This is a genomic window from Methylomonas rapida, from assembly GCF_024360925.2.
Lineage (GTDB): Bacteria > Pseudomonadota > Gammaproteobacteria > Methylococcales > Methylomonadaceae > Methylomonas > Methylomonas rapida.
The window spans coordinates 2,934,597-2,956,432 of sequence record NZ_CP113517.1 but is presented as its reverse complement, the minus strand read 5'-3'; the positions used below and the strand labels follow the sequence as shown (position 1 = coordinate 2,956,432).

Here is a 21,836-nt window from a genome sequence, read left to right as displayed (position 1 = left end):
CCATAGTTGTGCCAAATTTATTTTATTTAATTAAATCAATTATTTATTTATTTTTTTGTTGGGCTGCGGCAAATTTTTGCCGCTGATAAAGCACCGCTAAAACAAGCCCAATTGGACTTGCGCCACTTCAGACATCATCTCGCGAGACCAGGGCGGATCAAGTACCACTTCCACGTTGACCGAACTGACACCGGGTAGCGCGCGGATGCATTTTTCCACGTCGCTCTGAATCACGGGCCCCATGCCGCAGCCCGGCGCGGTCAGCGTCATCCTGACATGCACGTCGTTGCCGCCCTTGCCGTCGCTGGTGACATCGCAGCCATAAACCAGTCCCAGGTCGACGATATTGACCGGAATTTCCGGGTCGTAAACGGTTTTCATGACTTCCCAGCAATTTTTTTCCACCGCCTTGGTGTCGGTTTCCGAAACCAGGGTATGCAGCTCATGCGCTTCCTTGCCTAGCGCATCGGCATCGGTGCCGGCGATGCGGACCATGTGGCCGTAATCGGTGATCACGGTGTAATTGCTGCCGAGCGATTGATGAATCGTCACGCTCTGGCCTTTGTTCAAGGTGCCGTGGTGGCCATCGGGTATCGTAACGATATTGACGTCGCGGGTTAAGGTAACAACTTCTCTTTCTGCCATAACGGTATTTAGATTTTAAAAGTCTGAGCGTCAAAAACTTGACCGGTAATGCCTATACTGGCGCTGTCGAATAAATAGCAATAGATCGAGGCCAGGCTTTGCAATCCCGGTAATTTGGCTTTGTCTTCGGCTGGATAGGCTTTTTTGCGCAGCGGCGAATCCACGGGACCGGGCACCAATGTATTGACCCTGATTTTTTCGCCGCCTTCCAGTTCCTCGGCCAAAATTTTGGCAAAACCTTCCAAGGCGATTTTCGAAACGCCGTAAGCGCCGCTGTAAGCTCGGGCCTGCCGTGCACCGGAATCGGAGGTAAACACAATCGACGCATGCTGGCTTTTTTGCAGCAGCGGCAGCAATACACGCGTCAGTAAAAATGCGGCGTTTAAGTTGACGTTTAGGGTATGACCCCAGTCTTGCGTTTTATGGATAGCGATCGGAGTAAAAGCGCTGAATTCCGCGGCCGAATGCAATAACCCCTGCAACGCGCCATAACGCTGTTCGATCACGTCGGCCATTTCCTGGTATTGGGCTTCGCTGGCACCCGCCAGGTCAAAAGGGTACATGACGGGTTCCTGACCACCGCTTTCGACGATGGCATCGTAGACCTTTTCCAGCTTCGGAATGCTTTTATCCAGCAAAATGAGTTCCGCGCCTTGTTTGGCCAGGGCCAAGGCCGCCGCGCCGCCCAGTCCGCCGCCGGCGCCCGTGATCAATATGACTTGCTTGTTCAATGACATAGCGAGGCCTGTATCCATTGCTGTAATTGTTGTGGATGTTCTATCAAGGCATCCGCGCCCCAGTTTTCGGGCCGGTCGCCGTCTTTCAGATAGCCGTAGACGGCGGCCAGGGTTTTCATGTGGGCATTCTTGCCGGCGGCAATGTCATGTGCGGCATCACCGATATAAACGCAATTTTCCGGCTTGACGCCGGCTTGTCTGCATGCGGCCAGCATGGGTTCCGGATGGGGCTTGCTATTGGCGGTGGTATCGCCGCTGATCACGCAGGCGGCGCGTTGGCGCAGATTGAGCGCGTCCATCAGTGGCAGCGTGAAACGTTCGCGTTTGTTGGTGACCACGCCCCATTTCAGGCCCAGATTTTCAATGGTTGCCAGGGTTTCGGTGATGCCGTGGAAAAACTGACTGTACCTGGCGATGTTGTTTTGATAGCAATCCAGCATGAATTCCAGCAGTTGGGTTTGTTCGGTTTCGCTGGCATGGGCCGCGGCATGTTTGATCATCGCCAGCGCGCCCAGTGAAATCAAGGGTTTCAACTCGGCTTCGTCGGCAGTGGGGTAAGCGTGCGTTGCCAGGGTCTCATGCAGACAGGCCAGCAAATCCGGGGCCGTATCCACCAGCGTGCCATCCAGGTCGAACAAAACGCAATCTAGTCGAAAGTCGTTCATGATTATTCTGTGCGTTGGAAAGCCGCGATGTAGTTGACATCGATGTCCTTGCCCAGGCTGAATTGCTTGTTGAACGGGTTGTATTGAATGCCGACCATGCCTTGCAGTTCCAGGCCGGCGTTGCGCGCGCTCTGGCATAACTCGGAAGGCTTGATGAAGGTTTTATAGTCGTGCGTGCCCTTGGGAACTATTTTCATCAGGTGTTCGGCCGCCAAAATGGCCAGCAAGTAAGCCTTTGGCACCCGGTTCAAGGTGGAAAAAAACACCATGCCGGCAGGCTTGACCAGCGTCGCGCAGGCGCGAATGATCGAAGCCGGATCGGGAACATGTTCCAGCATTTCCATGCAGGTCACATGGTCGAATGCTTCAGGTTGTTGTTCGGCCAGGGTTTCGGCGCTGATTCTTTGGTAATTCGCTTTGACGCCGGTTTCCAGGCCATGCAAATCGGCGATGTCGATCAGTTCTTCGCTGAGATCGATACCCAGCGCGTCGGCACCGGCCTTGGCCAAGCCTTCGGTCAGAATGCCGCCGCCACAGCCTACGTCCACGACGCGCTTGCCCGACAAGCCGGCATATTGCTGAATGAATCGCAACCTCAGCGGATTGACGTCGTGCAGGGTTTTGAACTCGCCGTTGGGGTCCCACCAGCGCTCGGCTTGTGAACCAAATTTGTGGATTTCGTGCGGATGTACGTTCTCTGTCATGGCTAGGGTTGGCAAGCGTTTAGTCGGACATATCATACTATATTAGTAGGTTATACGTCATTAACCGCCTGCGTCCCGCCCAGGCCGTGCAGGATGGGGTAAGCCGTCAATCCAGGGGCTGCAGCAGATTTTTCAATGAGTTCAGGTTTTTGATGTGAATGAAACGGTTTTGCACCGCGATCAAACCCTCATCCTGAAACTTCTTCAGCAGACGGCTGACCGTTTCCAAGGCCAGGCCCAAATGGTTGCCGATTTCCTGCCGAGTCAGCGAAAGTTTGAATTCCGACGAGGAAAATCCTCGTCGTCTCAGGCGTTCCGACAGGCTGATCAAAAAATAGGCCAGGCGCTCCTCGGCCGGGCGCTTGCTCAACACCAGCTGGTTTTTGTCCTCCAGCATTTTTTCGCCGGAATGGCGAAAGAGCTCGCGGGTTAAACCCGGCAGTTTTTGAAACAACTGTTCCATGCTGTCGGCCGGCAGCATGCAAAAGGTCATGGTTTCCAGCGCAATCGCGGCGCAACCGTGTTTTTCGGTGGACAAACCATCGAAACCCAGTAATTCACCGGGCAACAGGATATTCAGAATATGTTCGTTGCCGTGGCTGTCGTTGGCGACCAGTTTGGCGCTGCCGGACTTGATGGCCAGTATGCCCTTGAAATGATCGCCTTCGCGGTAGATGAAATCGCCGCGCTGCAAGGTTTTGCGGGCTTTGACCACCTTGCTGATGTTTTCGATTTCGGCTTGAGACAGGCCGCGCGGCAGGCAAATGTTGTCCAGGCTGCAATTGCTGCAAATGACTTGCTTATAGGGCACTTTCGGATTCTAGTCGTTGGATGATTGTTGATAATAGCCGACGATGCGTTCGACTTCTTTTTTAGAGCCGAAAATCAACGGTATGCGCTGGTGAATGTCTTGCGGTTTGATGTCCAGCATGCGTTCCGTGCCGGTGCTGCAAGCGCCGCCGGCCTGCTCGATGATGAAGGCCATGGGATTGGCTTCGTACAATAGTCGCAAGCGGCCCGCGCGATTGGGATCGCGTAAATCGTAGGGATACAAATAAACCCCACCCCGTGTCAGGATGCGGTAGACATCCGCCACCAGCGAGGCGATCCAGCGCATGTTGAAATTCTTGCCGCGCGGACCGTCTTCCCCGGCCAGGCATTCCTCGACATAGCGTTTGACCGGCGGCTCCCAAAAGCGCTGGTTGGACATGTTGATCGCGAACTCGGACGTTTCTTCCGGAATGCGCATATTGTGATGGGTCAGGATGAATTCGCCGATGTCCGGGTCCAGCGTAAAACCATTGACGCCGTTGCCAGTCGTCAGCACCAACATCGTCGAGGGGCCGTACAACACGAAGCCGGCGCAGACTTGCTCGCTGCCGCGGCGTAAAAAGTCTTCGGTTTCGGGCTCCACGCCTTCGCGGCAACGCAATACCGAAAAGATCGTACCCACGGTCAGGTTGATGTCAATGTTGGACGAGCCGTCCAGGGGGTCGAACAACACCAGATATTTGCCTTTCGGGTATTGTTTGGGGATTTTGATTGGCGCATCGATTTCTTCCGACGCCATGCCGCCCAAATGGCCGCTCCAGTCCAAGGCCTTGACCATGATCTCGTGGGTGATGATGTCCAGTTTTTTTTGCACTTCGCCTTGCACGTTTTCCGTGCCCGCGCTGCCCAAAACGCCGATCAGCGCGCCCCGGTTCACCCGGTGGGAAATTTGCTTGCATGCCGTGGCGATGTTGTTCAGCAATAACGTAAACGTACCCGATGCTCCGGGCAGGCCACGTTGTTGCTCGATGATGAATTGGGTCAGCGTGATTTGATCGTCGATGTCTTTGGGCGCTTGAGTCATGATAGGTGAATAGGTGTCTGAATTAGGCGAAACGGTCGTTGATGACGACCTCATGCAGGGCAAGCTGGCCGCCGCGAGGCAGCGCGGGTTGCAAAGCCTTGCCGATGGCGACGAACATGCTGATGACATGGTCTTCGGGTAAGTTGATCAATTGGCCGGCCGCGTCGAAGTCGAAGCCGTCCATCGGGCAGGAGTCGTAACCCATGGCCTTGGCGCTCAACATCAAGGTTTGCGCGGCCATGCCGCAGGAACGCATGGCTTCATCGCGTTGTACTTGCGGTTTGCCGGCGTAATAGGCCTGAATCGCCGGCAGCAAAAAATCTCGCGCCGCTTGCGAGGCGTTACGCCAGTAACGCTCGGGTTGTTTTTGCCAGGCGTTCAGATCGGCGCATAACACGATCAGCAGGGAAGCATCGGTGACTTGCGCTTGGTCCCAGGCGACTTGGCGAATTTGCCGACGCAGCGCCGGATCGCGCACCAACACAAAGCGCCAGTGCTGAATATTGAAGGCCGTTGGCGACAGCATGGCTAGTGATAATAGCGATTCGATTTCTTGTTCGCTGATGCGGTGGTTGGGGTCGAATTGTTTGACCGAACGGCGCGATTCAATGGCGAGTTGCGTGTCCATAACATCTCCTAATGGGCTGGGTTGTGCGGGTCAGGCTTTTTCTCTCAACAGATGGGGCATCGAAGAAACGATGCTATCCGGGGTGGGCGGTTGACCTTGGTGGGCTTCCATAAATCCAGTAACGATTCCTTTTTGTTCGAGCTGTTGTTTCAGATAATCGAGGTGAGCGTTGATTCTGTCCACGGTATCAATGGCCTCGCTCCAAAAGCGGGTATTGACGGTGCCGTCGTAACAGGAGATCCTGCAATGTATTGTAGCAAGATTGGGTGGGCTGATGGTAATGCTGACGGCCCAGTTGTTTTCCGGCTTGTCATCGGCTTTGCGTCGGTCCCGTTCGATCTGGATTTTCATGCTTTCGGGGTTGCCGTCATGAAAAAACGGCAGCTCCAATATCCAGCTTTGTTTAGGTGAATCGTCCTTGGGCAGGGAATTGAGCTGATCGACCGTCAATTTGGCCAAGGCGCCATGGGCTTTTTGCAGACTTTCCTTGAGCAGTGCTTCGGTGGCTGACGTTTTTCCCTCCGTTCGCGTGGCGAGCTCATGGTTGAGCAGTTGGATCAATTTGCTCAGTTTGGCTTTGAAGTCATCATTTAACAAAAGGTCGGGTTTGCCTAATAGCGATTGGAGCAATTTGTGCTCCAAAAACAACCCCGATTCATCGATGGCCTGTTTTAGCTGGCTTGCTTCGGTCAATTGCGGCTTGATCGGCAAACTGCTCAAAATTTTTTGCGCCAGGTTCTTCAAGGCTTCGGCCAGCGTGGCGTCCGTGATCAGCTGCGGCAGAGCCTGTTGCAACTGGTTCAATAAAGCGGTTGGCGGGGCTTGTATCGGTAACCATTGCTTCAAGGCGTTGACGATCATTTGACTATCATCGACTGGAATGGCTGAAACCGCGAAAGTCGGCGAATCCCCGGCTTTTATCACCTGCAGGGTCAACTGCGCGCCAACGCTTAGCGTATTTTGTGGCGAGGCGCTTGTCTGGGCGCGGGGGCTGGTATCGACGCTGCCGCCGATGGGTATCAGTTGTTTGGCATCTAGCGTCAGCAGGGTGTTGGCGGGCGCGTTAGCCGCGCGGGTCGTTGCCGGCAGTAATTGCAAGGTGATTTTGTTATTTGAGACATCGACGATGCTGGCCTGCAATTGTTGGCCCAGGCTAAACGAGGCCGGTTGAACCATTTGCGCGCTTGCGTTGCCAGAGGAAAGAACCCATTTCAAGGTCGGTGTGTCTTGTGACGGATTCGCCGTGATATTGGGGGAGGGCGTCAGAGAGGTAGGCACGATTTTAAATTCGGGCTGCGGCAATAACTTGACGACCTGTAATTGTATCGCTTGGCCGCCTTGTAAATTCAACGGGCGGTCTGTTTGCAGGCTTAGCGTCTTGTCGGCGACCTTGACCGTCAGTTTGTCCAAGGCAATTTGGTTTTCGATGACTTTGGCTTCCAGCAGTTGGTGCATTTTCAGGTCGAGGCCGGCGCTGCTCGGCTTAGGGCCCGTCGACGGCAGGCCGGCGGTTAAAGACGGTTTTATGTCCATACGGGGCTCGCTCAAATGCTGGGTTGTGGGTTATGTAGATCAGGAATGCTCTGATAGGTCGTGGCGTCTGCTCGATGACAGTTTATGGCTTTGGTCGTTATTTTTGAAAGAAAATCCGTCTGGCATACGAAACATTACGTTTGCAATACGAACGGAGGTAGTAAGCGGACGTGGCCAACCTTTACCATAATCGCCGTTGAATTTTGCCAAATTCAGCGAAAAACGGATTTGATTAGGGAGCGAGCCCAGTTGTTGCGAACTCTAGGAAGTCCACTACAAACCACGGAATGAAAGGATAACGAAATGAATAAAATTACCCAGATTTTTGCAACCCTGGCGTTGCTGTCTGCTCAAGCATATGCCGATGACAGGCAAGGGCATCAGCAGAAAAAACACCCCTGTCGCGGCCAGGACTTGGATGGGGATTATGTGATGTATCAGGCGGCGGTGAATAAGCCCGAGCTGAACCATACAGGCCGTTGCGAAGTGAACGTCACCAATGGCGTTTTGGCCGGTGTCTGCGCATTCGATCCCAATGTCAGCGGCAATCCGAATTTCCAAGGCGAGGTCTACGGAACGGCGAGCATCAACAGCAATTGCTCGGTGGACATGGAGATTCGTTTCCATCCGAACCCTAATGCGCCTGACTTTGCCGTGATCTCAAGCTTCGATCTGCAGTTAACCCCGGATAAACAGGGCTTCGTCGGTAAATTCAGCAATCAATTTGGCGTGTATGGCTTGAGCAACGGAGCCCGTTACTCGGTGAATTTACCCCATACTCCGGCAGATTGATTTTTGGTAAAGCGCCTTGCAAAAAAACGCCCTGCAGGAGGATAACAATTCCTTCTCCCTCAGGGAGAAGGTCGGGGGATAAGTCAGTGTGTACATTATTTATCCCCTCACTCCTGCTCTCCCGCAAGGAGAGAGGGGGCTTTTATGGCAACCTCTGCAGGGCGGATTTTTTTGTCTGTAACGTGGTTTCTTAATACGAAATGACTTCCGAGCCTTTGCCTACCAACACCACGTCGGCATCGCGCATCGCAAACAAGCCGTTGGTGATGACACCAGGGATGTTGTTGATGGCTTGTTCCATTTCGACCGGGTTCAGGATGGTCATATTGTGAACGTCCAGAATCTCGCAGCCGTTGTCGGTGATGTAAGGTTGTCCGGTTTCCTTGTTGATGCGCAGTTCCGGCTGGCCGCCCAATTTGACCAGCTGTCTGGCGACGAAGCTGCGCGACAACGGCAGCACTTCCACCGGTAGCGGGAATTTGCCCAGCACGTCCACGCATTTGGTTTCGTCGACGATGCAGACGAATTTTTTGCTGGCGCCGGCGATGATTTTTTCCCGGGTCAGCGCGCCGCCGCCGCCTTTCAGCATTTTTTTGTGCGGAGTCACTTCATCGGCGCCGTCGATATACACTTCCAGGTCGCCGGTTTGATTCAGTTCCAATACTTTGATGCCAATCGATTGCAGATGTTCGGTGGTTTTGATCGAACTGGACACGGCCGCTTCGATGTCGTGTTTGAAATCGCAGTCGGCCAGCTGGTTGATCAGATGAGTGACGGTGGAGCCTGTGCCCATGCCGATGATGGGTACGTCTTTCAAGTATTTCAGAGCGGCGGCGGCGACTTGTTTTTTTAATTCATCTTGAGTCATTGTGCTTCTTCCTGATGAGGGGTTGTTATAAATTCGGTGCGGCTAAAGGCCCGTCAATGTGTGGGATAATAACCGATTAAAGTCAATCTCTCAGCTGTTTTTGCGGCGAAATCGGCAGACATTGAAGTCTACCCAGCATAAGGGCAACGTCTGGACTCGTTGCCGAGGACAAGCATGCATCATTACATCGAAAAAATTCTGCGCGCCAAAGTTTATGACGTGGCCGAGGAAACGCCATTGGATTACGCGCCCATGTTGTCGGATAAGTTGGAAAACCGGATCTATCTAAAGCGCGAGGACCTGCAGCCAGTGTTTTCCTTCAAATTGCGCGGCGCTTACAACAAAATCGCATCGCTGACCCCGGCGCAAACCGTTCATGGCGTGATCGCAGCGTCGGCCGGCAACCATGCTCAAGGCGTGGCGCTGGCCGCCAAAAAGCTGGGCATCAAGGCCCTGATCGTGATGCCGAAAACCACGCCCGAGATCAAGGTCAAATCGGTCAAAGCCCGAGGCGCCAAAATCGTGCTGCACGGCGATTCTTACGACGAGGCCTATGCGCATGCGCAGGAACTGGTCGCGGACAAGGGCATGACGTTCATTCATCCCTACGATGATCCGGAAGTCATCGCCGGCCAAGGCACGATTGCGATGGAAATATTGCGTCAACACAATGCCGACATTCACGCGATTTTCGTGCCGGTGGGCGGTGGCGGATTGCTGGCGGGTATTGTTGCCTATGTCAAGTTCGTGCGCCCGGAAATCAAGGTCATCGCGGTCGAACCCGACGATGCCGATTGTTTGAATCAGGCGCTCAAAGCGGGCCAGCGGGTCATTTTGGAGCAGGTCGGCTTGTTCACCGATGGCGTGGCCGTCAAGCAGGTTGGTGCGGAGCCTTTCCGGTTGGCGCAACAATTCGTCGATCAAGTGATCACCGTCAGCACCGATGAAATCTGCGCGGCGATCAAGGATATTTTCGACGACACCCGTTCGGTGGCGGAACCGGCCGGCGCGCTGGCAGTGGCCGGCATGAAGAAATACATCGAGCAGCAAGGGGTCAGGCAGCAAACATTGGTTGCGATCGACAGCGGCGCCAACATCAATTTCGATCGATTGCGTTATGTGGCCGAGCGCACCCAGGTTGGCGAACATCGGGAAATCCTGCTGGCCGTGGCGATTCCGGAAACGCCGGGCAGTTTCTTGAAGTTTTGCAAAACGCTGGGTAAACGCAGCATCACCGAATTCAATTACCGCTATTTCGACCAACAAATGGCGCAAGTATTCGTTGGTATCACCAGCAGCGGTGTCGAGTCGGACAGGCGGCAATTGATCGAGCAATTGGTGGGGGATGGTTTTAAGGTTACCGACATGACCGGCAACGAACTGGCCAAGGATCATATTCGCTACATGGTCGGCGGCCATGCGCCTTGCGAGCTGAACGAAAAAATCTATAGCCTGCAATTTCCGGAGCGGCCGGGCGCATTATTGAAATTTTTGCTAGCGCTGGGCAGCCAATGGAACATCAGCTTGTTTCACTACCGCAATCATGCCGCAGCCTTCGGCAAGGTTTTGATAGGCTTGCAAATTTCCGCATCCCAGTGCGTAGCCTTCGAAAAATGCATCAGTAACTTGGGCTTGATGTATCAGCACGAAACCGACAATCCGGCTTATCGGCTATTTGCCGGACGTTCGGTAGGCCCGGTTGCCGAGTGAGAATCAGCGTGGCTCTATGGCGCATGGTATAGGTTTTTTCGACTAGACAAAGTCCATTTCCAGGGTAATCTCCCCGTATGGGGCAGCGCATTTGAGTAGGTTCGCCGGCTGCCCGTTATCCATTTTGATTAGGGGGAGATATTATGGGGCCTTACTATCGAGCGACTTCTCAAGGCACGGGTGCTTTTTTTGATGCTTTTTATCAGTATCCCGTTTTGATGCTACTCCTCATAGCGGGAGTGATGGGTGTGGGATATTGGCTTTGGCGCCGAAAAGGTTCCAGCGAGCATTCCGACTGATTGCTTGCTATCCCTCGATAACCCTCAATCATCGGTGCAAGGCATGCGTTGATGGGTAATGGCTGAAGCGATTACACTCACTGGATGGCGATACTGGAGTGAAAAAGCTTCAGCTTTTTTCTGACGGTCGTTAGGTTTGAGGATGGAAGCGAACCAGTTTGACGGTGTTTTCGTCGCGCTGGATGATCTCCAGGACATGTCCGTGGAATTTGATGCTGGTGCCGGGTTCCGGAATCATTTCCATGTATTCGATAATCAAGCCGTTCAGCGTCTTGGGGCCTTCCGTCGGCAGATCCCAGTCAGTAACCCGGTTCAGATCTCTGACAGTGACGCTGGCGTCGACTAGATAGCTGCCGTCCTTTTGCTTTTTGATGTCGGCTTCTTCCTCGGCAATCAATTCACCCACGATTTCCTGCAACAAGTCGTCCAAGGTCACCAAACCCTGCACATCACCGTATTCATCGACCACCAGGCCTATGCGCTGCCGTTCGGTCTTGAATATTTGCATCTGCTTGTGGATCGAGGTACTGGCCGGAATGAAAAAGGGTTTGCTCAGGCTGTCGGTAATGACCTGCTTGTCGAAATCGGTATGCGTGATTCTGGCTAACACGGTGCGTATATGCAAAAAACCGATCACGCGATCGATGTTTTTCTTGTAAACCGGCAGTCGTGTATGGGGGCTGTTGCGCAGTTGTTCGATGATTTCTTCGATGGAGTCTTCCAAATCGATACCGACGATTTCCTTGCGTTGGGTCATGATGTCTTCGACACGGGCCGATTCCAGGTCGAGAATGCGGAGCAGCATGTTTTGATAACGCGATGGCAACAGATGGTCGGTATCGGACACTATGCTCCTCAATTCATCTTTGTCCAGCGTGTCTTTTTTGGCCTTCTTCGGGTTGATGCCAACGATGCGCAGTAATACGTTGGATATGACGTTGACTATCCAGACGATGGGATAAAAGATTTTCAGTAGAGGTACGTAAATCCAGGCCGAAATGAATGCCAGCAGCTCGGGCCTCAACGCGGCCAAGGTTTTTGGCGTGACCTCCGAGAAAATCAACACCACGATGGTCAACAAGGCCGTGGCGGCCGGGATGATTTCGTCGCCACCAATCCGAATCGCGATCACCGTGGCGATGGAAGAGGCCATGATGTTGACGAAGTTGTTGCCGAGCAGGATCAAGCCGATCAAACGGTCCGGTCGCTTGAGCAATTCATGGGCTTTTATCGCGCCGCGATGTTTTTGTTTGACCAAGTGCTGCAGCCGATAACGGTTCAGGGTCATCAGCGCGGTTTCAGAGCCGGAAAAGAAAGCGGATAGAAGTAATAACACGGCCAAAAGGCCAAGCAATATACTTAAGGGAATGTCGTTCAACGAAGGGGCTCAAGGTTACAAAACATGCTGCTAGTTTCTATGCTGGCGCGGTTTTGTCAAGTCGTTAAGGCTTGATTAAGTTTGTCAAGCCCTCTGTTTTTTCTGAAATCAACTTGAGGTTTGCCGCACAACAAATTGAATCGAGAGGTGTTTTGACAATGGCTTGATTCAATGCTTAACTTGAAAAGTTTATGACCCTCCATCGACCTTATCCGTATAACTTAGAGACGCCCGCATGGTTTCGCCCGGTATTTTGTTAATTGATGACAATGTAATCAGAGCCCAACAAGTAGAGACGATACTCAAGTTTTTAGAGTATGGGGTCACTGCGGTCGGTAGCGGCGAATGTCAGGGCGTTTTGCAGGAGATCGATGACTACGCTGCGGTATTCGTTGGCGCTGCCAGTGAAAAGCAGGCCTCGTTATTGAGAATCGTCAGCGATAAAGCCGCCGAGTTGCCGATCTTTTTGCTAGTAGAAAAGGACTCTCAACCGGTTTCCAGCGCGATACAACAAATGGTGACGCAGATATTGGAGTGGCCGACCGTCTATTCCGTGTTGGCTGGTTTGCTGAGTGATCTGCCGCAACTTCGGGCGCTGCCCAGGAAAGGCTCTCAACACAAAGGCTTGGCCGGGCGGAGCAAAGCCATCCAGAAGACCCGCGAACTGATCGATCAAGTGGCCAAATCCGATGCCACCGTCTTGATTCTGGGCGAGTCAGGCACCGGCAAGGAAGTGATCGCTCAGGCCCTGCATCGCGCTTCGTTACGCAAGGACAAGCCGTTTGTGCCGGTCAATTGCGGCGCGATTCCCGGCGAACTGCTGGAAAGTGAATTGTTCGGTCATGAAAAAGGTGCGTTTACCGGCGCCCTGACCACGCGGCAGGGGCGTTTCGAGCTGGCCGAAGGTGGAACCTTGTTCCTGGATGAAATCGGCGACATGCCGATGCCGATGCAGGTCAAGCTGTTAAGGGTGTTGCAGGAACGCACGTTCGAACGCGTAGGCAGCAATAAAACCATACAATGCGATGTGCGCATCATCGCGGCGACGCATCGCCAGCTGGAACAGGAAATCCAGGAAAAGCGGTTTCGGGAAGATTTGTTCTATCGCCTGAACGTGTTTCCGATCGAGGTGCCGCCACTACGGGAACGGGCCGAAGACATTCCTTATCTAGTTCATGACTTGGTCAAGCGCATGGAGGCATCCAATCGCGGCTCGGTCAGGCTGACGCGCAATGCCATCGCATTGTTGATGCAGCATCGCTGGCCCGGTAACGTGCGCGAGCTGTCCAATTTGATCGAGCGCCTGGCGATTATTTATCCTGATGCCGTGGTGGACGCGTCGGATTTGCCGGAAAAATTTCAAGGTTACCCAATCCCCGAGGACACGAGTCTGGATTGGACCGAGGCTGAACCGACGTCCGACAATGAGGGGGCGGTGGATGAAGAGGCGCCCGCGCGAAGCGTGGCGCCGATTGCGGTTGGTAAATCCATTCAACTGCCCGAACAGGGCATCGATTTGAAAGAATATTTGACCGATCTGGAAAACGAGCTGATACGTCAGGCTCTGGAAGAATGCAATGGCGTGGTTGCGCATGCCGCCAAATTGCTGAATATGCGCCGCACCACCCTGGTGGAAAAATTGCGCAAGGTGGATGCGGCCTGACCGACGCGTCAATAAAATGTCATAGCCTGTCCAAGGCACTGTAAATCAATATAAAAAAACATGGCTTGAATTTTGCTTTTTGCTGGATACAGTAAAAATATTGCCAAGCCATGACATGAGTAACGCCAATCTTCAATATCAACAAAAATCCGAACGCTTGGCGGACGCCTTTCGGGTTTTCAACGAGCTTTCGGAAAATCTGGCCCTGTCCTATCAAGGGCTGCAGGAACAAGTTGCCCATCTGAATCGTCAATTGGCTGCCGCGCATAGTGAACGCTTGAACACGCTGATCGAAAAAGAGCGGCTGGCCAATCGCTTGCAACAGATTCTGGCGGCATTGCCGGCTGCCGTTGTGGTGCTCGATGAGCGGGGGCGCGTCGTCGACTGCAATAATCACGCGATCGATTTTTTGGGCGAGCCGCTATTGGGCTTGCCATGGCACGAGATCATGGCGCGCAGCCTGTTCTTGATTGCCGATTCCCCTCATGAGCGTCGACTCAAGGACGGCCGTGTCGTCAGTCTTACCCTGAATCACCTGAGTAACGACGCCGAGCAAATCATCCTGCTGTCGGATATCAGTGAATTGCGCGATTTACAGGACAGTTTGGCGCAGCAAAAGCATTTGTCGGCGATGGGGGAAATGGTCGCCAGCCTGGCGCACCAAATCAGAACGCCGTTGGCGACGGCGATTCTCTATGCCTCGCAATGGGGGCAACCCAATGTGCCTGAGTTCAAGCGGCGGCAATTTTCGGCAAAGATATTGGAACGCTTGCACTATCTGGAACGGCAAGTGAATGACATGCTGATTTTTGCCAAGCAAGGACGTCTGGCGATGCAGGGCTTTTCCTGGCATGGCATGTTGCAACCCGTGGCCGAGAGCATGGAATCTTTCGATGGCGCATTCATGCTGGATAATCGGGTCGAAGAACAGACTGTGCTCGGAAATGAGGACGCCTTGCGCGGCGCGTTGTTGAATCTGTTGAACAACGCGATCGAATCCGGTGCCGATGTCATTAGTCTGCAGGCAATACAACTGGGGCAAGACATCGAAATCACGATACAAGATAACGGTCCCGGCATCGACGCAGCCGCAGTGGCCAAACTGTTCGAGCCGTTTTACACCACCAAAGTCCATGGTACAGGCTTGGGTCTGGCGGTCGTGGACAGCGTGGTCAAAGCCCATGGCGGCCGGGTGGAATGTCGGTCCGAAACCGGGCGGGGCTGTTGCTTTACCCTGACGTTGCCGATTGCGCAAGGTCAATTGAGCTTGTCTTTGAGCGGAATCAACCGGGCGCTGCGGGAGGAAGATCATGAAACAGTATGATGTGTTGATCGTCGAGGACGACATCGCTTTATGCGAAGCACTGTGCGATACCCTGGAACTCGAGGGTTATCGGGTGCTGTCGGCAAAAAACGGCATCGAGGCCCTCAGCCAGTTGCAAAAACACGCGTTCGGGCTGGTGGTCAGCGACGTGCAAATGCCGGTGATGGATGGCTTGCAATTGTTGCAAAATATTCGGCAAAAATTCGAGCAGCTCCCGGTACTATTGATGACGGCCTACGGCACCATTCCGCGGGCCGTGGAAGCGATGCAGGCAGGGGCTGCGGATTATTTGATCAAGCCCTTCGAAGCCAGGACGTTGATCGCCAAGGTTGCCAATCGAGTGGTTGCCGCACCGCTACCCGAGCAAGAACGGGTGGTCGTCGATGATCAGATGAAAAAACTCTACGCTCTGGTCAACAAGGTCGCCAAGACCAATGTCACGATGCTGTTGCAGGGTGAGAGCGGCACCGGCAAGGAAGTATTGGCGCGCTATATCCATCGTAATTCGCATTTTCATAATGGTCCTTTCGAAGCCATCAACTGTGCGGCGATTCCGGAAAACATGCTGGAAGCCATGCTGTTTGGCTATGAAAAAGGCGCGTTTACCGGCGCCGTTCAATCGATGCCGGGTAAGTTCGAGCAGGCGCAAGGCGGCACGCTGTTATTGGATGAAATCTCTGAAATGGATTTGGGGCTGCAGGCCAAGTTGCTGCGGGTATTGCAGGAAAAAGAAGTCGAGCGCCTGGGCAGTCAACGCAAAATAGCCCTCAACGTCAGAATTCTGGCGACCACCAATCGAAAACTTAAAGAATACGTGCAGCAAGGGCGATTTCGGGAAGATTTATATTTCAGGCTCAACGTATTTCCCATTCGAATTCCGCCACTGCGCGAGCGGGTCGGCGATATTTTGCCGCTGGCCAATGAATTGCTGGATAGACACAGCCCGTCCGGCAAAGCCAAGTGCCGTTTCGATGCGGCGGCGGCCGATAAATTGCGGGCCTATCATTGGCCGGGTAATGTCAGGGAGCTGGAAAATGTCGTGCAGCGGGCCTTGATCTTGCAAGGCGGTAACTTGATCGGCGCGGACGATTTGTTTTTTGAAGAAGACGAGATGGCCTCGTTATCGCACGATTCAGGCGTCGAGCAGTTAAGCCTTGTGTCGTTCGAAGCCGATACCGCGGCGGATGTCGATATGGACGGCGTGGAATTGCAAAGCTTGGGGGAGGGCGTGCGCTCGGCCGAAGAAAAAATCATTTTGCAATTTCTCAGTGAGGCGAGCGGCAATCGGAAAGCGACCGCGGAAAAACTGGGCATCAGTCCACGCACGCTGCGTTACAAACTCGCCCGCATGAAAGAGGCGGGCGTCGCCGTACCTTGTTAAATTTGGCTCGAAAAATGCTTAATGATGTTAAACATTAGCCAAGAGTCACGAATATGTCAGATATCAATGTCAATCAAGTATTGGCCCAGATGCGGACCCTGTCGATCGAAGCCGGCGGCGGCAAACCAGCGGTCGGCAATGATTCCAGCGATTTCGCCGCGCTGTTGAAGCAATCGATAGATTCCGTCAACCAGGTTCAGAAACAATCCACTGAGATGGCGAGGGCTTTCGAAACCGGTCAGCCCGATGTGAGTCTGGCCGAGGTCATGATCGCTTCGCAAAAAGCCAGTGTCTCCTTCCAAGCCATGTTACAGGTGCGCAACAAATTGGTCGATGCTTATAAGGATGTTATGAGTATGCCCATGTAGAGCGCTATACTTTTAAGCCATGAGCGAAGCAAACAATAACTTTCCCGTCGAGGCCCAGCCGCAAAAGTCCGCGCAAGAAGCCAATTTGCCTCCGGTTTTCAAGAACCTGATGAAATTATCCGCGGCCCGGCAAATCGGCCTGATGCTGGCCCTGGCCGCCAGCGTCGCGATCGGCATGGCGGTGGTGTTGTGGGCGCAGGCGCCAAGCTACGATTTATTGTTTTCCGGTGTGGCTGAAAAAGATGCGGCGGAAATCATCGAAGCCCTGGACAAACTCGGCGCCAAATACAAAGTTGAGCCCGGTTCCGGGGCGGTGATGGTGCCGGCCGGCAGCGCCAGGGAATTGAAACTGAAGCTTGCCGCGCAGGGCTTGCCGCGCAGCGCCAGCCTGGGTTATGAGCTGCTGGACAAGGAAAACGGCTTCGGCACCAGTAAAAGCGTGGAAGCCATGCGCTTTCAAAGGGCGCTGGAAGGCGAAATCGCGCTGACCATACAAACCATTCAAAACGTCAAATCCGCCAAAGTCCTGCTGGCATTGCCGGTGCAATCGGTGTTCGTGCGCGAGCGCAAAAAGCCCAGCGCCTCGGTGGTGGTCGAGCTATATCAAGGCCGCACGCTGGAAAAGGAGCAAATCGAGTCCATCGTGCATTTGGTCGCCTCCAGCGTGCCGTTGATGGAAGCCAGTCAGGTCACCGTAGTCGATCACAAAGGTCGCTTGCTGAGCAGCAAGGATACGCCGGAAGACATTTCGCTGACAGCCAAGCAATTCGAATACAAAAAAAATATCGAGGAACATCTGCGCCAACGCATCGAAAACATCCTGGCACCCTTGGTCGGGATGGAGGGCATGCGGGCGCAAATTTCCGCCGACGTCGACTTTACCGTCACCGAAAAGACGCAGGAAATGTTCAACCCGGACCTGCCGGCCTTGCGTAGCGAACAAACCCAGGAAGACACCAGTAGCCTGTCCAAAGTGCAGGGAGTGCCGGGGGCATTGTCCAACCAGCCGCCACCGACCGGCGTGGCGCCGGAAGTGGTCAGCGGCCAAGAGAAGGAAGCCAGCGCACAGTCGGGCTCGGGCTCCAGCAGTAGAAGCGCCACCCGCAATTATGAACTGGACAAGACCATCACCCATACCCGGCAGGCCACCGGGGCTTTGCGGCGGCTGTCGGTGGCCGTGGTGGTCGACGACAAACGCGTCAGTCTCGACGGAAATTTGACGCAACAACCCTATTCGCAAGAAGATCTCAATCAACTGCGGGATCTGGTCAAGCAAGCCGTCGGCTATGATATGAGCCGGGGCGATCAGGTCACTGTTACCAATGTGGCCTTTAAGGCGCCAGAAGTCATGGAAGCGGTTTCCGAACCGGTCTGGGAACGAGCTTGGTTCATCGATGTGATGAAATTGTTGGTGGCTGCCGCGGTGCTATTGTTCCTGATTATGAAAGTATTGCGACCGGTTTTTGCCACCTTGATCGGTAAGGACGAAAAAGAAGACCAGCTGAAAGCACTGGAAGAAGCCCGAAAAGCCGCCGAGGAGATGGGCGGCGTGGTGCGTTTCGATGAAAGCGGCAAACCGGTGGCGGTCAAAATCGATGAAGAAACCGGCGAGATGGTCGGCATTTCCGCCGGGGCCGAGGATTTGTTACTGCTCGAAGCACCGCAAAGTTATGAAAAACGGTTGGAATACATCCAAAAACTGATAGACGAAGATCCCAAGCTGGTGGCGCAAGTCGTTAAAACCTGGTTGAAAGAAGATGTCTGAAGACAGTAGAGATTTATCGCACGCGCAGCGTGCATCCTTGCTGCTGCTGGCGGTCGGGCAAGATCGCGCGGCGGCCGTGCTGAAACACATGGGACCGAAAGAGGTGCAACTGGTTGGTTCGACCATGGCGCAGCTCGGGCCGATTTCGTCGAACATGGTCGACGATGTATTGGAAGAATTCATCATCGAAATCAAAAACGAAACCGGTCTGGGTTTGGATTCCGACGAATATATCCGCAACATGCTGACTAAGGCCTTGGGCGCCGAGAAGGCCGGCAGCATCATCGATAGAATCCTGCTGGGCGGCAATAGCAAGGGTATCGAGCAGTTGAAGTGGATGGACACGCGTTCCATCGCCGATTTGATCCGCCTGGAACATCCGCAGATCATTTCGATCATTTTATCCTTGCTTGATGCGGATCAGGCTGCCGAAGTCCTGACGCTGTTGCCGCAGAACATGCGCTCAGACATCTTGATGCGCATCGCCACGTTGGAAGGCGTGCAGCCTGCCGCCTTGCGCGAGCTGGACGACATCATGGAAAAACAACTCTCCGGCAGCGAAGGCGCCAAGTCGTCGCAGATCGGCGGGATCGATGCCGCCGCCAATATCTTGAATTTCATAGAGAGCTCGATCGGCGAGCCCATGATGCAGGACATCAGCGAAAACAACGCCGATCTGGCGCAACGTATTCAAGACAAGATGTTCGTCTTCAGTGATTTGATCAACGTCGACGATCGCGGCATACAAACCCTGTTGCGGGAGGTTTCAACCGACCAGTTGTTGCTGGCCTTGCGCAGCGTCGACCCCGCCTTGAAGGACAAGATTTTTGCCAATATGTCCAGGCGTGCCGCGGAAATGCTGCGCGACGATTTGGAAGCGGCGCCACCCGTGCGGCTCAGCGAGGTTGAAGCGGCGCAAAAAGATATTTTGTCGATTGCCAAACGTTTGGCGGATTCCGGCGAGATAGCGCTGGGCGGTGGCGGTGGCGATGAGTTCGTCTAAATCGCCCAAGTTCACGCCAGACGAACTGGAGGCCTTGGATACCTGGCGGGATCTGGAAGATTTCGCCGCGCCTCGTTCCGAAGTCGTCGAGGTGACCGAAGCCACGCAGGTATTGACGGTCGAACAAATCGAAGCCATGCAGAAGCAGGCGTATGACGAAGCTTTCGAGCAAGGCCGGCAACAGGGCTTCGAACAGGGCTTGAAACAAGGTTATGAACAAGGGCATCAGCAAGGCCTCGAAACCGGCCATAAACAAGGTTACGAAGAAAGCCAGCATTTGTTGCAAAAACAGGTGTCTGAATTGGACAGTCTGCTGCAGGCTTTGGCCGAACCTTTCAAAAAGCTCGACGATGAAGTCGAACACGAATTGGTCAAGCTCGTCATTGCCATTGCGCGGCAAATCATACGGCGGGAAATCAGGATGGACCCCGGTCAGATCGTCGGCGTGATCCGGGAGGCCGTCAACGTCTTGCCCCTGGCTTCGCAAAAAATTACCCTGAACCTGCATCCCGATGACGCCGAGCTGGTGCGTTCGATCTTGAAGTTGGATGAAAATCCGCCGTTGTGGCGCTTGCAGGAAAATCCCTTGATCACGCGTGGCGGTTGTACCGTGGAAACCGAGGTGTCCGCGGTTGATGCTACGTTGGAAAAACGTTTATCCACCGTGATTGCGACCATGCTAGGCGACGAGCGGCAACAGGACAGAGGCAATGATACCTAACTTAAATCGCAGCTCGGAGTGGCTGGCCCGCTTGAAACCCTACCGGGATAGACTGCAAGAACCGCCCGAATTGGTGGTGGAGGGCAAGTTGTCGCGCATGGTCGGTTTGACGCTGGAGGCGGAAGGCTGCCGGGCAGCCATTGGTTCGTTGTGTCAGGTGCTGACCACGAGCGGCAAAAGCATAGGCGCCGAAGTGGTCGGTTTTTCCAGCGGACGCCTGTTTTTGATGCCGACCGGCGATACGCATGGCTTGGACCCCGGTTGCCGCGTGATTCCGATGGGCAAAAACAGTCTGGCCAATGTCGGTTTTGGTTTGCTGGGACGCGTGCTGGACGGGGCGGGCAATCCCTTGGATAACAAAGGGCCTTTGGCGACCGATGCCAAAGTCTCGCTGGCGGGGGCGACCATCAACCCGCTGTCGCGCAAACCGATTCGGCAAATACTCGATGTCGGAGTCAGGGCGATCAATTCGATACTCAGCGTCGGTCGCGGCCAACGCATGGGTTTGTTTGCCGGAACCGGTGTCGGCAAGAGCGTATTGCTCGGGATGATGACCAAGTTTACCAATGCCGATATCGTCGTGGTCGGCCTGATAGGCGAGCGGGGCAGGGAGGTCAACGAGTTCGTTTTGAAAATTCTGGGCGAGGAAGGCCTGAAGAGAGCGGTGGTGGTGGCTTCGCCGGCAGACGATTCGCCGTTGATGCGGGTGCATGGCGCTTTGCGCGCGACCAGCATTGCGGAATATTTTCGCGATCAAGGTTTGGACGTTTTGTTACTGATGGATTCTCTGACTCGTTATGCTCAAGCCTATCGGGAAATCGCGCTGGCAATCGACGAACCGCCGGCGACCAAGGGTTACCCTCCGTCGGTATTCGCCAAGCTGCCGCAATTGGTCGAACGGGCCGGCAATGGCGACGTTGACGGAGGCTCCATCACGGCGTTTTACACCGTCCTGGCGGAAGGCGACGATACCAACGACCCGATCGCCGATGCCGCGCGCGGCGTGTTGGACGGCCATGTGGTATTGTCCAGGAGTCTGGCCGAATCCGGCCATTATCCGGCGATAGACATCGAGGCCTCGATCAGCCGGGTGATGCCGGATATCGTCGATAGCGAGCATTTGCAGGCGGCGCGAGAATTACGCCGCTTGTATTCCACGTATCAGCAGAACAAGGATTTGATCAGTGTCGGCGCCTACCGCAGCGGGTCCGATCCCCGTATCGACAAAGCCATCGCCAAACAACCAGCGATCATGGAATTTCTGCAGCAGGACATGGACGAGGCGGTCGACATCGAACGCAGTCTGAACGAATTGACCCAATTGCTGGCTAGCTGATGAAAAGATCTCAACGTTTACAAACCATCATCGATCTACACGCGCGTCAGGAAAACGACGCTCTGCAGTTGATGGGGCATTGCCAGCAGCAGCTCGAGATACAGCAGACCCAACTGGAACACCTGCAAAACTATAAACTGGAATATCTGAACAAACTGGTCGATAGGCAACGGGCCGGCATGAACGTCAACCAATTGCTGGAATTTCGCGCGTTTGCGGATAAATTGGACAAGGCCATAGAAGGCCAGAGGCAGACGGTGATCATGCATGAGCGGGAGCTGCAACGGGCGAGGGCCAAATGGGAAGAATGCCACCAGCGCACCAAGAGCCTGCAAAAGCTGGGCGAATTGGCCGTGGCGGAAGAGAACAAAATCGAGAACAAACGGGAACAGAGCGAACAGGACGCCAGGGCGGCCAGAACAGCTCGAAAGGATGGCATGGGAAGTGCTTGAATGAAAAAA

21 protein-coding genes are annotated in these 21,836 nt (G+C 54.1%); 11 read left to right on the top strand and 10 right to left on the bottom strand.

What is annotated here, in order from left to right; all coding sequences use genetic code 11:
* Positions 1-96: 96 nt before the first annotated feature.
* The 8 genes from sufT to fliK form a co-directional block, all read right to left on the bottom strand.
* Complete coding sequence (gene sufT / locus NM686_RS13840) at positions 97-645, bottom strand: putative Fe-S cluster assembly protein SufT (RefSeq protein ID WP_255188426.1); 549 nt, start codon at positions 643-645, stop codon at positions 97-99.
* An 8-nt stretch (positions 646-653) separates the two neighbouring features.
* A complete protein-coding gene (locus NM686_RS13835) occupies positions 654-1,382 on the bottom strand; it encodes an SDR family NAD(P)-dependent oxidoreductase (protein ID WP_255188425.1) in 729 nt (242 codons plus the stop codon).
* On the bottom strand, positions 1,373-2,047 hold the full coding sequence (locus NM686_RS13830) for an HAD family hydrolase (protein ID WP_255188424.1): 675 nt from the start codon (positions 2,045-2,047) through the stop codon (positions 1,373-1,375). Before NM686_RS13830 ends, NM686_RS13835 begins: the two co-directional genes overlap by 10 nt.
* Positions 2,048-2,049: 2 nt before the next feature.
* On the bottom strand, positions 2,050-2,751 hold the full coding sequence (gene ubiG / locus NM686_RS13825; protein ID WP_255188423.1) for a bifunctional 2-polyprenyl-6-hydroxyphenol methylase/3-demethylubiquinol 3-O-methyltransferase UbiG: 702 nt from the start codon (positions 2,749-2,751) through the stop codon (positions 2,050-2,052).
* A 106-nt stretch (positions 2,752-2,857) separates the two neighbouring features.
* On the bottom strand, positions 2,858-3,562 hold the full coding sequence (locus NM686_RS13820) for a helix-turn-helix domain-containing protein (RefSeq protein ID WP_255188422.1): 705 nt from the start codon (positions 3,560-3,562) through the stop codon (positions 2,858-2,860).
* A 9-nt stretch (positions 3,563-3,571) separates the two neighbouring features.
* A complete protein-coding gene (locus NM686_RS13815; protein WP_255188421.1) occupies positions 3,572-4,606 on the bottom strand; it encodes a class 1 fructose-bisphosphatase in 1,035 nt (344 codons plus the stop codon).
* 22 nt (positions 4,607-4,628) lie between these two features.
* The gene (locus tag NM686_RS13810) at positions 4,629-5,234 is read right to left on the bottom strand and encodes a nitroreductase family protein (RefSeq protein WP_255188420.1); all 606 of its coding nucleotides are present in this window, start codon (positions 5,232-5,234) and stop codon (positions 4,629-4,631) included.
* Positions 5,235-5,264: 30 nt separating this feature from the next.
* On the bottom strand, positions 5,265-6,767 hold the full coding sequence (gene fliK, locus NM686_RS13805; RefSeq protein WP_255188419.1) for a flagellar hook-length control protein FliK: 1,503 nt from the start codon (positions 6,765-6,767) through the stop codon (positions 5,265-5,267).
* A 303-nt stretch (positions 6,768-7,070) separates the two neighbouring features.
* Here fliK and NM686_RS13800 point away from each other — a divergent pair, with 303 nt between their 5' ends.
* The gene (locus tag NM686_RS13800; protein ID WP_255188418.1) at positions 7,071-7,559 is read left to right on the top strand and encodes a hypothetical protein; all 489 of its coding nucleotides are present in this window, start codon (positions 7,071-7,073) and stop codon (positions 7,557-7,559) included.
* Between the two features lie 190 nt (positions 7,560-7,749).
* Here the strand turns inward: NM686_RS13800 and rpiA are convergent, their stop codons facing one another.
* Positions 7,750-8,427: a ribose-5-phosphate isomerase RpiA gene (gene rpiA, locus NM686_RS13795; RefSeq protein ID WP_255188417.1), complete on the bottom strand. Its 678-nt coding sequence runs from the start codon at positions 8,425-8,427 to the stop codon at positions 7,750-7,752.
* A 174-nt stretch (positions 8,428-8,601) separates the two neighbouring features.
* Here rpiA and ilvA point away from each other — a divergent pair, with 174 nt between their 5' ends.
* On the top strand, positions 8,602-10,137 hold the full coding sequence (gene ilvA, locus NM686_RS13790; RefSeq protein WP_255188416.1) for a threonine ammonia-lyase, biosynthetic: 1,536 nt from the start codon (positions 8,602-8,604) through the stop codon (positions 10,135-10,137).
* Between the two features lie 429 nt (positions 10,138-10,566).
* On the opposite strand, the gene NM686_RS13785 is transcribed toward ilvA, so the two are convergent.
* Positions 10,567-11,814 carry an HlyC/CorC family transporter gene (locus NM686_RS13785; protein ID WP_269021807.1) on the bottom strand — a complete coding sequence of 416 codons (1,248 nt, stop codon included), beginning with the start codon at positions 11,812-11,814 and terminating at the stop codon, positions 10,567-10,569.
* A gap of 235 nt (positions 11,815-12,049) precedes the next feature.
* Between NM686_RS13785 and NM686_RS13780 the strand changes: the two genes are divergently transcribed.
* The 9 genes from NM686_RS13780 (at position 12,050) to fliJ (ending at position 21,827) form a co-directional block, all read left to right on the top strand.
* Entirely contained in the window at positions 12,050-13,477 is a 1,428-nt protein-coding gene (locus NM686_RS13780; protein ID WP_255188414.1) for a sigma-54 dependent transcriptional regulator, read from the top strand.
* A gap of 115 nt (positions 13,478-13,592) precedes the next feature.
* A complete protein-coding gene (locus NM686_RS13775; protein ID WP_255188413.1) occupies positions 13,593-14,801 on the top strand; it encodes a sensor histidine kinase in 1,209 nt (402 codons plus the stop codon).
* Positions 14,788-16,182 carry a sigma-54-dependent transcriptional regulator gene (locus NM686_RS13770; protein WP_255188412.1) on the top strand — a complete coding sequence of 465 codons (1,395 nt, stop codon included), beginning with the start codon at positions 14,788-14,790 and terminating at the stop codon, positions 16,180-16,182. The genes NM686_RS13775 and NM686_RS13770 overlap by 14 nt, the downstream gene beginning before the upstream one ends.
* 53 nt (positions 16,183-16,235) lie before the next feature.
* Positions 16,236-16,550 carry a flagellar hook-basal body complex protein FliE gene (gene fliE / locus NM686_RS13765; RefSeq protein WP_255188411.1) on the top strand — a complete coding sequence of 105 codons (315 nt, stop codon included), beginning with the start codon at positions 16,236-16,238 and terminating at the stop codon, positions 16,548-16,550.
* A gap of 19 nt (positions 16,551-16,569) precedes the next feature.
* On the top strand, positions 16,570-18,315 hold the full coding sequence (fliF, locus tag NM686_RS13760) for a flagellar basal-body MS-ring/collar protein FliF (RefSeq protein ID WP_255188410.1): 1,746 nt from the start codon (positions 16,570-16,572) through the stop codon (positions 18,313-18,315).
* Positions 18,308-19,318: a flagellar motor switch protein FliG gene (fliG, locus tag NM686_RS13755; protein WP_255188409.1), complete on the top strand. Its 1,011-nt coding sequence runs from the start codon at positions 18,308-18,310 to the stop codon at positions 19,316-19,318. Before fliF ends, fliG begins: the two co-directional genes overlap by 8 nt.
* Complete coding sequence (gene fliH / locus NM686_RS13750) at positions 19,305-20,039, top strand: flagellar assembly protein FliH (RefSeq protein WP_255188408.1); 735 nt, start codon at positions 19,305-19,307, stop codon at positions 20,037-20,039. The genes fliG and fliH overlap by 14 nt, the downstream gene beginning before the upstream one ends.
* Positions 20,029-21,375 (top strand): flagellar protein export ATPase FliI, encoded by a 1,347-nt coding sequence (gene fliI, locus NM686_RS13745; RefSeq protein WP_255188407.1) that lies wholly within the window; start codon positions 20,029-20,031, stop codon positions 21,373-21,375. Before fliH ends, fliI begins: the two co-directional genes overlap by 11 nt.
* Positions 21,375-21,827 carry a flagellar export protein FliJ gene (gene fliJ / locus NM686_RS13740; RefSeq protein WP_255188406.1) on the top strand — a complete coding sequence of 151 codons (453 nt, stop codon included), beginning with the start codon at positions 21,375-21,377 and terminating at the stop codon, positions 21,825-21,827. Before fliI ends, fliJ begins: the two co-directional genes overlap by 1 nt.
* The last annotated feature ends 9 nt before the right edge of the window (positions 21,828-21,836 follow it).